Source organism: Streptomyces sp. NPDC048442, from assembly GCF_040651475.1.
Classification (GTDB): domain Bacteria; phylum Actinomycetota; class Actinomycetes; order Streptomycetales; family Streptomycetaceae; genus Streptomyces.
This window is the reverse complement of sequence record NZ_JBEZKB010000002.1, coordinates 321,641-334,036: the sequence shown is the minus strand read 5'-3', so window position 1 is coordinate 334,036 and position 12,396 is coordinate 321,641. Positions and strand designations below refer to the sequence as shown.

The 12,396-nt window shown below is 65.4% G+C and carries 13 protein-coding genes; 2 read left to right on the top strand and 11 right to left on the bottom strand.

Annotated features, from left to right (window positions below):
* Positions 1 to 19: 19 nt before the first annotated feature.
* The 7 genes from AB0D18_RS05340 to AB0D18_RS05310 form a co-directional block, all read right to left on the bottom strand.
* Positions 20 to 1,096, bottom strand: coding sequence for a DUF2637 domain-containing protein (locus AB0D18_RS05340; RefSeq protein WP_362413085.1), 1,077 nt, complete (start codon positions 1,094 to 1,096; stop codon positions 20 to 22).
* Between the two features lie 53 nt (positions 1,097 to 1,149).
* Complete coding sequence (locus AB0D18_RS05335) at positions 1,150 to 1,494, bottom strand: DUF4326 domain-containing protein (RefSeq protein ID WP_362413082.1); 345 nt, start codon at positions 1,492 to 1,494, stop codon at positions 1,150 to 1,152.
* Positions 1,494 to 2,204 (bottom strand): ATP-binding protein, encoded by a 711-nt coding sequence (locus AB0D18_RS05330; RefSeq protein ID WP_362413079.1) that lies wholly within the window; start codon positions 2,202 to 2,204, stop codon positions 1,494 to 1,496. The genes AB0D18_RS05335 and AB0D18_RS05330 overlap by 1 nt, the downstream gene beginning before the upstream one ends.
* A 2-nt stretch (positions 2,205 to 2,206) precedes the next feature.
* Positions 2,207 to 2,506, bottom strand: coding sequence for a hypothetical protein (locus AB0D18_RS05325; protein WP_362413077.1), 300 nt, complete (start codon positions 2,504 to 2,506; stop codon positions 2,207 to 2,209).
* 628 nt (positions 2,507 to 3,134) lie between these two features.
* Complete coding sequence (locus AB0D18_RS05320) at positions 3,135 to 3,719, bottom strand: WhiB family transcriptional regulator (protein ID WP_362413074.1); 585 nt, start codon at positions 3,717 to 3,719, stop codon at positions 3,135 to 3,137.
* Positions 3,716 to 4,015 (bottom strand): hypothetical protein, encoded by a 300-nt coding sequence (locus AB0D18_RS05315; protein WP_362413071.1) that lies wholly within the window; start codon positions 4,013 to 4,015, stop codon positions 3,716 to 3,718. The genes AB0D18_RS05320 and AB0D18_RS05315 overlap by 4 nt, the downstream gene beginning before the upstream one ends.
* 58 nt (positions 4,016 to 4,073) lie before the next feature.
* Positions 4,074 to 4,457 carry a helix-turn-helix domain-containing protein gene (locus AB0D18_RS05310; protein WP_362413068.1) on the bottom strand — a complete coding sequence of 128 codons (384 nt, stop codon included), beginning with the start codon at positions 4,455 to 4,457 and terminating at the stop codon, positions 4,074 to 4,076.
* Between the two features lie 380 nt (positions 4,458 to 4,837).
* On the opposite strand from AB0D18_RS05310, the gene AB0D18_RS05305 reads away from it, so the two are divergent.
* Positions 4,838 to 5,728, top strand: coding sequence for a helix-turn-helix transcriptional regulator (locus AB0D18_RS05305; protein ID WP_362413065.1), 891 nt, complete (start codon positions 4,838 to 4,840; stop codon positions 5,726 to 5,728).
* Positions 5,729 to 5,748: 20 nt separating this feature from the next.
* On the opposite strand, the gene AB0D18_RS05300 is transcribed toward AB0D18_RS05305, so the two are convergent.
* From AB0D18_RS05300 to AB0D18_RS05290, 3 genes are read right to left on the bottom strand one after another with little or no spacing between them, the layout of a single operon-like run.
* Positions 5,749 to 6,933: an amidohydrolase family protein gene (locus AB0D18_RS05300; protein ID WP_362413062.1), complete on the bottom strand. Its 1,185-nt coding sequence runs from the start codon at positions 6,931 to 6,933 to the stop codon at positions 5,749 to 5,751.
* Positions 6,927 to 8,069 carry an MAB_1171c family putative transporter gene (locus AB0D18_RS05295; RefSeq protein ID WP_362413433.1) on the bottom strand — a complete coding sequence of 381 codons (1,143 nt, stop codon included), beginning with the start codon at positions 8,067 to 8,069 and terminating at the stop codon, positions 6,927 to 6,929. Before AB0D18_RS05295 ends, AB0D18_RS05300 begins: the two co-directional genes overlap by 7 nt.
* 23 nt (positions 8,070 to 8,092) lie before the next feature.
* Positions 8,093 to 8,416 carry a hypothetical protein gene (locus AB0D18_RS05290; protein ID WP_362413059.1) on the bottom strand — a complete coding sequence of 108 codons (324 nt, stop codon included), beginning with the start codon at positions 8,414 to 8,416 and terminating at the stop codon, positions 8,093 to 8,095.
* 1,634 nt (positions 8,417 to 10,050) lie between these two features.
* Here AB0D18_RS05290 and AB0D18_RS05285 point away from each other — a divergent pair.
* Positions 10,051 to 10,797 (top strand): DUF1838 family protein, encoded by a 747-nt coding sequence (locus AB0D18_RS05285; protein ID WP_362413056.1) that lies wholly within the window; start codon positions 10,051 to 10,053, stop codon positions 10,795 to 10,797.
* 42 nt (positions 10,798 to 10,839) lie between these two features.
* Here AB0D18_RS05285 and AB0D18_RS05280 read toward each other — a convergent pair whose 3' ends face one another.
* Complete coding sequence (locus tag AB0D18_RS05280) at positions 10,840 to 11,487, bottom strand: hypothetical protein (RefSeq protein ID WP_362413053.1); 648 nt, start codon at positions 11,485 to 11,487, stop codon at positions 10,840 to 10,842.
* Positions 11,488 to 12,396 lie beyond the last annotated feature (909 nt).

Genomic DNA, 12,396 nt, shown 5'->3' with positions numbered 1-12,396 from the left:
TGCTCAGCCCCGGTGGCTGTTACCAGAGCGGTCGCGGTTCGACGGACGGTTCATGTGCCTGGTCCTCGGCCTCTTTGCGGAGGATCGCGAGGAGTTCACTGAGCCGGTCGTTGCTGATTCGGTACTGGGCACGAACGGCCGCAGCTACCTCGTCCCGTGTGATACGTCCGTGCTTCACGGCCTCGCGCGCCAGCGGAAGCATCTGACGCAATTCGTCGCTCGGGATTCTTGGACTCCTGCGCCAGACGTCCGAGACGGACGATTCCTCAGCGTCCGCAGCCTGTGGCAGGGGCGCGTTGTGCGCGCCAATGCCGTCGTCTTCGTTGTCAGCACCACGCTTTCCGTCCCGGACGGTACTCGGCCGATCTTTCGTCGTCCCGTCCTCGACTTCTTGGTCCGGGACGGGATCGGGGTCGTGGCTTTTGGCGACGGACAGTTCGGTTTCGCTGTCCGCCGGGTGTGCCGGTTTGGCCTCTGCGGCCGGGGCAACGGACGGTCCGGGACCGTCCGCGGACTCCCGGGAAGCATCATGCGAGGCGGTAACAGCGACGCCGGGAAGTTCGTTTGTTGCCTGGTGCCGTCCGCTGGAAGAGGAGATGCGGGCAACCTTCTCCAGCGAAACTGCTGGGATGCCATCACCGTCCGGGACCGGTCCCGGACGGACGGACGGCGGGGACGACAAGACCGTCCCATGTGTGCGCGTCATGAGGATGTACAGGTGTACGGCTCCGGCCAGAGCGAGCGGCGCGAGCATCGAGAGAACGCCCACGACTGAGTCACCGAGGCGGAGTGCGGACGGCCCGGAGGCTGCGTTGCGGTTGAGGGTGATCGCGTGGAGCGAGTTCGCCCAGAGGCTCGCGCCGGTCGCCAGGAGGAAAAGCGTCCACGCGTAGAGACGGGCGCCGAAAGGCCGGTTTCGCAGGACGACGATGGCCCTCACGCCGTACGCGATGAAGCCGTCCACGAAGACCGGGAAGAGGTAGGAGAGCGACGCGCGGGCGTGGATCGCAACGGCGATTTGCCGCAACGAGTCGTACGAGAAGATGAAGCCCGCCGCGCCGAGCAAGACGACCGCGGTGACGTCCCAGCCGGTCATCACCTGGTCGTCACCGACGGGCGGGCGCCCCGTCGGTGTGCCGTTGGCGTAGCTCATCGAGCGCTCACTTTCTGGGCGTGTGACCGGCTGCAGGGGTGCGAGCGGTTGGCCAACTGGAGAAGCAGATCTCCGTGGCAGGGGGTACCGAGCGGGCATGGGCAGAGCAGATCCTTGCCGCGAAGTAGGCGGGCGAACGTCTCGGCGTACCGCCGGCCGACCGGCCCGCGCAGCGTTGCCGCGTACAGGTCGACAGCTTCACCGGGGGACATCGGACCAGGAGCCGTCGGGCTCGGATCACCGGGGCGGAAGGGGTTGCCGAACAACCCCCGTCCGATGAATACGGCCCCGTGGCTACCGCTCGCGTGGGAGGGCGAGAGACCTTGGAGTCGGCGCGGCATCACGCGGCCTCCCGGCGGCGGTCCGCGCCGATCATGGGGACGATCATTGCCATCTGCGCGAGACGGCTGGTTATCCGTTCGCCGAGGGTTCCCGTCAGATCGGGGACGGACGGGTCATCGCTGCGGACGGGGAGGTTGGAAGTGAACGCGGTCGGGAGGCAGTGGTTGTACCGGTGGTTGATCAACCGGTAAGTGATCTCCTCCTTCCACTCGGAGCCCTTCGCCGTTCCGAAGTCGTCCACCAGGAGCAGGGGCACCGTCAGGAGCCGCCGAAGTTCCTGCTCGGATTGTCCGAGGTTTTGGGACGGCAGCAGCGCGCCATACAGGTCAGCGCTGTTCGTCCCGATAACCCCGTAGCGGTCGGGACCGGACTCCGCGATCCGCCTCAGCGCGCCGTATGCCTGGTACGTCTTCCCCGTCCCGGTCGGACCGACGAGAAGCAGCGATCCGGCCGTGGTGGGATCGGCGATCACCCGGTCTGCCCAGTCGTTCACGTCGGGGAGGGTCGAGCACGCTTTGCGGTAGCGCGGTGGGGCAGCGGTTTCCCAGCGCTTGAGGGCCATCCGGGCGCGCTGCTGGCGGTGCCATACCGGGCTGCCCGGCTCGATGTCGCTCGGTTCTGCGGGGTCGGGCACCAGACGGGCGCCGTGGGCTTCCATCGCGCGCCGGAGCGCTTCTACCGCCCTGTGCGGGGTCTCAGGCTCAGACATGATCAGAATCCGTTCTGGTACGCGGCGGCGACGGGGTTGCGGTACGGCGTCCACCCGGCGGCCACAGAGCGGAGCGGTACGACAGTGGACAACTTGGAGTCAGGCCCCTGGGGTGGGAGGTCAGCCCAGATTCGGAGGAGATAGCGGGCGGTCTGCGGCGGACGGGAGGCGCTCCAGCGGCGGCTGATGAACTCCACGAGCGCTTCCACTCCCCAGCGGGCCGAGAGAGCTGTTACCTGATCCCACTCCTGCGGCGAGAGCCTCCAGCCGACGAGCATTCCGGCACTGGTCAGCGCAGACACGAGACCTGTGGCGCCTTCCGGGACTGGTGCCGAACCCGCTGCTTGGGCTTCACCGGGCGGCGTCGTACGGCTGGGCAAGCCAGCTTGCTTTTCTTGGGTGTTAATACTCCCTACGGGAGTATTAACACCCTCCGTGCCTATTGAAGAAATCTCACCCTTCTGAGGCGTGGAATTCAGGGTTTCGGAAGCAGATTTCATAGTTTCAGATGCGGGTTCAGTGAATTTCTTACCGCGCACGTTCTGTTGCCGCGAGTCCGTTGATTCTGCCTCCGCGGAACCGCGTAGAACGATGGTGTACCGGTTGCGGTGACCGCTCCCACCCCCCTTGGTCACTCGAATCTCGCCAAGGTCGTCCAGTTCACCCAGGCATTTCCACACGGTGCGATTGGTGAGGTGGGTCAGAGTAGATATTTCCTCCACTGAAATTTCCACGCTGCTGGACCCATCCATCGCGTGAGCCAGGGCAAGAAGTACGAGGCGAGTCCCCTTGCGGGATCGGGAACAAGCCCAAATCCTGGACACCGTATTTTCGCCGTAATGGAAGGAGGTGGTGGGGTGAATTTCGCTAGTTTTAGACATGGGGGATCTCCGGTGATGGCGGAACTCATCCGCAGATAATCGGTCGGCGTCAGGCTGCGGTGTGCTCAGAGGCGAGATTTTCAAACTTCTTGCGTTCGTTCCTTACGAGCTGCAAGAGGTAGCTGCGGGTTATTCCTAGGCCCCGGGCTGTTCGTTCCGCGTCATGCGCTCCCTGACTGCGGGCGAAGCGAGAAATGGCTTCCTTGAATTCAGCCTGGGAGAGGGCGGACGAAACCCCGTTCAGTGCGTTCGTCACGGCCCGATCCCGGACCCTTCGCTTCCAGCCCATATGCAGGTCCTCGCGCTCCGACGCCAGCAGCCCAGCCCGGACGCCGTACTCGGCTTCCTGCTCCAGAGCCTCCACGAGGCATCGAGCCTGTGTGGCCAGTGGGCAGCGAGCGCACGTATTCAAACTACGTTGCAGTGAGTTGCCCGCTTCTTCGGCCCGTGATTTGACGACGGTTGGATTCCTGTCGAAGGCATCTCCGGCGGGGAAGAAGTCTTCCGTAGCGCGTCCCGAGCAGGCAGCAGCATCGGTCCAATGCCGACTCTCTGTCTCTAGAGCAGTCAGGACCAGGGGATTCCAGTCACCAGACCGCGCAGAGGCGAGCAAGGGGGCGATCTGTCGAGTCATTCTGAAACCCCCAAGGGGTTTTCCTCGCGGTCCGTGTACCGGGCATAGACGAAAAACTCGCCTCTTACGGTCCGTGAGGCGGCCTCGAAGGCTCCGGCAGGCCGAAAGGCTGCGAGAAGGCCGTGGTTGATTTTGTATGCGGCGGCAGCGGCTTGCGTCGACTTCTCATGACGTTGAATCCTCGCCCACTGGCCGGGGTGTTCCATCAAGAGTTTGGCGGTGGAAGCGAGACGAATCCCGCTCTTCCGTTCCCTTCGTTCAGGAGCGGGCAGCGGCTGAAATTGCACGAGCGGCATCGAATATCCCCGTGATAAGGCGGCAATCCCCGCAAGGCGAAGGAATGCGGGTCAGGTTTCAGGAACGTGTGCGGGACCGTGAAGACGGCTTGAGCGCAGACAGTGACTTGGAACCGTTGCCGTATGAGGGAGTAATCGTTTCTTCGGGGTTGACGAAGAACATCTCAGAAATAGCTTTGAGGTCCGACTCGGTGAAGAGCACGAACTTGCCCATCTTGCGGTGCGGGAGCTTCCCGATCCGCTCCCGGAGCCACTTCTCCGGTATGCCCAGGCGCTGGGCGGCTTCGTCGTACGTGACGTGCAGCCGGGTGTCCTCGGAGGTCGGGAGCCGACGGATTGCCGCCTCCAGGTGCTCCGCGCCGGCCAGCAGGCGCAGAATCGAGTCCAGGCCCGGCAGGTTGAGGGCCGGTGCACCCAAAGGTGCCTCTCCAGGGAGGCCCATGAGAGAATCACTCCTTCAGCGGGCAGTCTCGTACCTGTCCGCGATCGGTGACGACAGGGCTTCGCCCCGCCGTTGCTGCTCTGTGCTGACCGCGAGGTTCCTACGCCACGTGCGGTCTGCACTGCTTCTTTGGGAGGCATACGCCTCCCCGCGATTCGGCCCGCCGACGTGGAGTTACAGCTCCTGTCGGTGGGCCGAAGTCGTCTCCAGGCTCGCGCCGGGGGCGATGTAATGCGCCCAGGGAAATGGGCAAGTAGCGCTACGGGGTGTACGTTGGGCACCCTGTTTCGCTAAAATGACTCTATCGCATTTTGGGGAACGGATCAACAGATTGAAGTTTCCCTAGTTTCGACAACCAAGGTTCGGGAGCAGGATCTCGGATGGCCCCTCGCCGGTTCGACCCGGAGCGCGTACGTGCGCTGCGTCGGGCTGCCGACGCCACTCAGAGCGACATGGCCGAAGGGCTCGGTGTTTCCCCAGCTGCTGTCGCCTCGTGGGAGGGCGGACGCTCGGTCCCCGATGGCGAGGCGCTTCCCGCCGTCGCCCGCTTCCTCAAGCAGGACCTGGACGACCTCTTTCCGCGCGATGGCCTGCCAGATCTGACCGACCTCCGCTGTGATGCAGGGTTCTCCCAGTACGAGACCAAGGAACTGCTCGGCACCAAGAGCGCAGGACCGGTCGCGAACGCCGAGCGAGGGAAGAGGCGGCTGGGGGACAAGTTCGTCGTCCCGCTGGCCAAGGGATACCGGGTCACTGTTGACGAACTTCTCGCCGCGCAAGAGCGGTCCTTCGGCAACGACGTACGCGAACCTGATAGTGAGTCAGCCGACTCGGTCCGGGCGCCGCAGACCCTGGCTGGCAAGTTCGCCCACCAGCTCACCCGCTCGTACCCCGGCGATCAGGAAGCGCCCTCGGACGCCGAGATCGCGCACGGAGTCAACGAGTACGCGGGCGGACCCATCGTCACCGCGGACGACATCACGAATCTGCGCACCGGCGTCGTGCAGGAGACGACGCCGTTGGTGTGCGAAGGGCTCGGTGCGTTCTTCGGCGTCTCGCCGGCCTACTTCAAGACGGGTGATGCCGTCGCGCGGCAAATCGTCGAAGGGCTGAGGCTTCTGGGGGATGGCTCGGAAGGCGACATCGGCCGTGTTCAGGCCCGTGGCTTGGGACCCGAGGGCCTCTCGGACGACGTACTCGCCTTCATTCAGGAGGTGGCCGCCGAATTGAAAGAGCGGGGCCTGCCCGACCCCAAGGGTGACAAGCAGTAGCCCCGCTCCGTTCGCGGTACCTACGCCTTCGGCTGGTACCGCTTCCCTGCGGCGATCACCGTACGGACCGAGGACAGCGCGCCGAGGTCCTCCAGAGGGTCGCCGTCGACGATGAGCAGGTCCGCCTTGTAGCTGGGCACGAGACGCCCGGTCTGGTCGCCGAGTCCGAGTGCGCGGGCGGCTTCGGCGGTTGCCATGTCGATGATCCGGCTGTTCGGCAGTCCGAGGTGGGCGTAGAAGGCCAGGCTGGAGATCAGTCCTCCGAAGCCCGCGCGCTGGACACCGGCATCGGTGCCTGCCACGAGCTTCACCCCTGCGTCAGCCATCTCACGGATGAGGCCGAACATCGCGTCGGCCCGCTCCTGCCCGAAGACTCGGGGGAGCATCTGCCAGTGCTGGCTGACGGCCGGGCAGACGTGAATGCCCTTGGCGAGGATCTCGTCCAGGACCTCCTTACGGAGCTCGAATCCGGTCTCCGTCATCCACGTGCAGTGCTCGATCGAGTCCACACCGGCGGCCACGGCCGCGGCGATGCCGTCGGTGCCGTGCGCGTGCGCGGCTACCGGCAGACCGGCCTTGTGCGCTTCGTCGACGAGCGCGGTCAGTTCCTCGGCGCTGAACTGGTTCTCCCAGCTAGCGGCGCCGCCCTTGGTGAGCCCGCCGCCGGTGACCATGGCCTTGATCGCGGTCGCGCCGTTGGCTGCATTGCGCTGGACGAGGGCACGGACTTCGGCCTCGCCCTCGGCCTCGCCGCCGAGGAACCAGCAGTGGCCGCCCTTGGGCGTGACCGGCGTGCCCGCCGAGACGATGCGCGGACCGTGGACCACGCCCTCCGCGATGGCCGCGCCCAGTCGCACGGCGAGGCCGTTGCGGTCGCCGAGGTCGCGGGCGGTGGTGACGCCGGTGCCCAAGAGCTGTTCGGCCCGTACCGCCATGTCCGCGAAGAGGTCGTCGTCCTGCGCCTGCTGAAGGGCGGCGGTCGGGTCGGCGCTGCCGTCGAAGACGAGGTGGACGTGGCAGTCGATCAGCCCCGGCAAGAGGGTCGACTCAGGGAAGTCGAGGTGCGGCGTGCCTTCGGGGGCCAGGTCCTCCAGCTCTTTACGCGGGCCGACCGCCACGATGGAGTCGCCCTTGACGAGGACCGCGCCGTCGGTCAGGTACTCGCCTGTGGCTTCGGTGAGGATGCGTCCAGCAGTGATCAGCATGTCTTCTGGCTCTCTTTCACTTTCGGGGTGGTGAGGTCCGTCCGGGGAGCGGAGGCCGGGAGCTTCAAGGCGGCAGCGAGCCGCAGGAGTTGTTCCACGTCGGCGGCACGGTCCCTCTGGCGGGGGATGGTGAGTGACACCGCACGTACGGGGCCGCCGCTGGATGAGGTGGCACGCCGCACGGCGTCGCGGAGGCGTTCGGCGATGACCGAAGGAACCGCGTCGGCGGTGTCGTTCATGTCCACGTACGGGCTGAGACGGACCAAGCCGTCGCGGCACTCGACGATGCGCCGGTGGTAGCGCCGGTGGATATTCCGGGCCCGCCAACGGTCGCGGAGCGAAGAGCTGGCAGGGCGCAGTACGAGGTCCGGATACGTCTCGATGAGGAGGTGCCACAGGGGTGCGAGCTGCTGGTGCACACGCTTGTGGCGGCGCCTGGTGCCAACGGAGGCAATTCGCGCACGGAACATCGGATAGCTGAGGCCGACCACGAAGAACACGCTCGCCAGCACGAGCAGCAGCGCCACGCTGGCAGTGAGCGGCTTCGGTACGTCACCGTCCTGGCTTCGGATCACGACGAAGACCGCGCGGATGGCGCAGGAGATAGCCATGAAGGCCAGCCCGGTTGCCGCCAGCCACAGGCCGGTGGAGAGCGGGCGTTGCGTCATCCGTGCGTACCGGCGGGTCCACCAGAAGGCCGCGGCCACCGTGTACGCCATGTACCCGCCGGCCAGAAGGAAGAAGATCGCTGTCTGCGGAATGGTCATGTCCGCCGTCGAGTAACTACCGGCGAGTGCCGTCTGCGACGTCGAGAGCGCGTCCACCGTCAGTACGGCGGCCACCGCCAGGAGTGCCACACCCTCCCGGCGGGCTCGCCGCTGACCGGCCACCTCGTCCGCAGCCGAGTACAGGTAAAAGCACATGAGGAAGTAGCAGCAGGCCATCAGCAGCAGGTTCTGCACGAGCTTCGCCAGGCCGTGCCCGGTAAAGGTGTCGAACGCGGCAACACCGCTGGGCATGGCGACGGTGTACGAGAGCCCGCCGCACAAGAGGCACAGCGCCACCGAGCGGAGCGCAGCGTTGCCTGGGTCGCGAGCGAGTTGGGCGAACTTCCAGACAACCGCGATGAAGAGCACGGTCAAGAACGGGACGATGACCACTACATCCACCCCTGGTGATCACCCAGCGCCGCTTGAATCCGGCGGGCGGACGGATCGTCCGCGCTCGGCGGCATAACGTCATCGAGCACTGCGGCCCACTCCAGGATGATGGTCGCGACCATCTCGGCTTCGAGTTCCTGCGCGGTGTCGTACATCTCGCGGTGCTGCGTGCTGCGGACAGCCTCCGGCCTGCCGTCCGGGGCCATGGCGCCCTGCAACTTCTCGGGGCTGATGCCCGGGTGATCGGCCAAGATGTGGCCGACCTCGTGCAGGATGATGTGGTCCTGGTGCAGCTTCGTCGTTTCGCTCTGATAGACGATCAAGTCCGCAGTCGGCAGCTCGGCCCTCAACCCTTGGGGCCCTGGGGTCCGCAAGGGGAACTCCCGCAGCTCGATGTGCCGCCCCCGGTGGTTCGACAACGCTTGGCACAGTGCCTTGACGTCGAGAGGCGTCCGCACATCGAGTGCCTGGAGCTGTTGGCGGACGTAGCGCTGAAGACCACGTTCGTCGGCACAGTCGCCTCGCCCGGCGGGGAACACGGTCCCCGCCCTCCCCCGGTTCGTGCCACTCGTCCTTCCCCGTCGGGCCGGGGAGTCGGAGCGACCGTGATGCCACCACATGGCCGGTCCTCCATCATCCAGAAGAAGCACCGCCCTTGGTTCAGGAGCGGTCGGAAGCCATCTTGCACGGTGGTGATCATCGCTCTCCGTAGTCACCTGAGTGATCAGTCGGAGTTGCGCGAGCATTCCCGAAACGCAAGATCTGGTTCCGATTTCTTCTACGGACTGTAGAAGAAGGGTTGTTCGGTGGCAGTGCGTTGCGAAGGAGCCGAATTGACCTTGGGGTGGAGCTGTAGTCAATAGGGGGCGAAAGTCCCGGCATTGGCGACGAAGGTCACATCCACTATGAGGCTTTTGTATATTTCGTGACTCTTTAGCTTCTTGGTCATTTGAATCCCTTTAAAAGCCCCTAAAGGGCTGTTTGAGGGGGGATGGATGCGGTTGAAACTCGGACTATTGCGCCGAGTTGCCCCCGTATGGCCACTGGGGCTGTGACCTGGCGCGACTGGCCCGTGCGGGGGTGTATCTCCTGTGGGGTTTCCAGGTGTGCGGAGGCGAATAGCTGGTGCGCCACACTTCGGAGTGAGTGCGCTAGGTAACTGAGGGTTGCCTTACTTCTTGGGTGGAGATCTCCTCGGCCTAAGTGAGCAGACCGTTGCTGGTCATCACCGTTGGGATGGAGTGGCTCGGGACTCCGAGGAGAGTGGCGGCGCGGCTCTCATTCGCTGCTCTTTGCCTGTCCCGACCCAGGGCAGTTTCCCGGGCTTCGGGGGCTACGGCGTTGCCGAAGGTGATTGCCGCTGAGGAAGTTACGGGTGGCATCGAGTACCGGATGGGAGAGCGCCGGGAGCGGGCCGGCAGGTGCAGACGGGCGACGCCATCGGGAAGCCCGGCACGCACCGCTCCGTGCCAGCGAATCCACACTGCTGGATGCCCGCGGAGAGCCTCGTCGCGGAGCTTGCCGACGGCGGTACTGGCGTCTTCTCGGTCGATCTCGATGGCGACCGGAGGGCCGTTTTCACGAACCACGCGGAGGTCCAGGTAGGCCAACCAGGGCGGCGACCAGTACATGATGCAGCCCCCACGTACCCTGCGAGGCGGGTCGATGTAGCGCACGGGTTCCTCCGCGTAGCACCTCCAACCTGACGCCTGTGCCCACCCGGCTACCGCCAGGGTGATACATCGGGTTGCCTCCGAGCCGGTGAGCCCGGTGAAGGTGAGTCCGGTTTCCGAGAGGTACGTGCGTAAGGCACTGGCGAGGGTCACAGACTCGCCATCCGCCGTAAGTTCGCTGGCCATCCGCAGATTCTCTCCCTCGGCACTGACAACGGCCGGACCATCGCCCCTGAGTAGCGAGAACGTGCAGGACGGAGGGGAGATCGTGCAGGCTGGATGTCATGACGACACCCGCAGAGCTTCTTCGTTCCTTCGCTCGCACCCGGGCCTCACTCGATGGTGAGGAAGTCACGTACTGGTGGTCCGGTGACGTGTACTCCTGGGCCCCCGACGAGCCATACCAGCGCCTCTTCGGCTTCGAGGGGCTCAACGTCTCCCGCCTCGTCGAGGACCCCGAGAACGGCCCGGACGCGTACCAGCTCCTCACCCGCGAGGCAGCCTTCTACCTGGACCCCGCGACCCGGGAAATCCTGGAGACTTGGCAGGACCTGCCGGTGGTGCACATCTGGAACGACCCGGCTAATCAGAAGTGGCGCCCCTTCCCGATCCCGACGACCGACCTCGGCGGACAGGTCTGCTTCAGCCTGGAGATCCCCCTCGCCTACCCCTCGCCGCTGCCGGTGGCCGACTACCCGCTCGCCTCCGCCGGCGACACGTACAAGGCCCTGGAACTCTTCCAGTTCTTCGCCGACCGCGACGACCTGGAGGGCGAGGCTCCCAGCATCCCGGCAACGATGTCGTGGAGCCGGATGGCCCCGTGGCTCCCGTGGATGGGCCGAGGCCAGCGGCCCGGCGGGCTCACCTACCACTGCCGGGGCCGCAAGCTCGGCTCGTACGAAGAGGTGCCCGAGCGCACCCGCGCCTACATCGCCGCCCACCACCCGGAGTTCGCCCACGCCCCGAAACAGTGGAGCGCGCCGAACGAGACCAGCTGGACGTACTGGCGCAAGCTCCACCCGCCGAAGTAGCTGTCCCCCGAGGGTACGAGCCGGACTCGGGCCCGAGGCGTGTCAGCGCCTCTTGGCCCGGTTTCCGGCCCGCTCGAAGACAGGCTTGGCGAAGCCCAGCGTGTTTCCGAGAACCGTCACGAAGCCGTTGACCTGTTGGCGAGCCGCCTGCTCCTGGTCGGCAGGCAGCTCGAAGATGTCAGCCAACCCGCCGGCCTGAGCCATCAGTTGCGGGCGTTGCTGCTGATACTGCTCCCACATCCGACGGTGTTCCTCACGAGCACGGAGCAACACCACCTCGTTGATGCCCCTGAAAGCCAACGCGCTGTTCGTCTGATGCCGCAATTCCCACATGGCGACTGCCGTGTCTGTGGTGAGAGGGGCCTGCGGAGGCCCGAGACCACGCACGATCTCGGGAAGGCCAAGGCGGCGCCACGGACTGGCCACGGCGCTGAGGGCGTCCGCGACAGCGTCCCAGTTCGGCTTGCCGGACTCCTCTCCTTCGCGGATCCAGGCTTTAGCCGCCGCGAGCTGGCTTCTTGTGGCCGAAGGGTGCGCGAACTGGTCGATTACCCTCTGAACGCTCTCCTTGCGGCGCGTGGCCGACTTGATACCCGCTGACAGGGCGAGGGTCCGAAGTGCTCGGCGTGCTTGCGCTGTGGGAATCACGGCGTCATCCAGGCACCACAGGTGCAACACGATGGGGATCATCGTCCTGTAGGGCGTGCGAGGAAGCGTGGTCCGAAGGCGCGCGGAGTGCAGTTCGTAAGAGAGACGGCGCTGCTCACTCGGGAAGACAGCCGGATCGCTGCCTCGCTGAGTGCTCTTCCGACGTACAGGGGGCGCGAGCAACCCGTACTCCACGTGATTCTTGACCGTCCGCGGAGTGATCTCAACACCGAGCGTCCGGGCATCGGCTACGAGGTCTTCCGCTGTCCCGGGCTCCCACCCGTCGTCCCAATTCGCCACGTCTGGAACGTACATCGAGATTCGCGGTCCAGGACGGGACATCAGAGATGTTGCTGCCCCAGTGTGAAGCCGTAACAAAGAGCCCTGCACCACACCTTCTGGCGGAGTCGGTGGCGCAGGGCCCGACGACCCATGAGGAGGCTGCATGAACAACCGTACGCGCCGCCCGCTGCGACGCCGACGCTACGCTCCGACCAGCAGGAGCCCACGGACCGGTGAGATCCTCCACCGCTGTGCTCAGACGAGTGCGGCGGCTGTTGCCGTCGCAGTGACCACCAAGCTCGTCGACTTCTTGTTGGCACTTACAGGCCTAAAGTGAAGGCGCCTGGGAGAAGTTTGGGCCGCCTGCGTTACGACAGGGGCCGCGCCTGGTGATTTGCTTGAGCGCAGGTGCTGAGATGGGGCATCTTCCCTGTGCTCAAGGCGGTGAGGTGATCCCCTCGTATTGCAGATGCAACGTACCGAGAGGTCGTGTTGACACATCAACACGGTGGCCGGATCGAGGGGGACGGAGCTGGACTCAGAGGGGTGGAAACCGACCCTAATGTCCGGCTCTCCGGTAAAACCGCAGGTCAGAAAGGTAACGATCTCGGGTTCGAATCTCCTAGGCTCCACAGCGAAAGAGACCCTCTGACCTGCATCGCCGCAGGT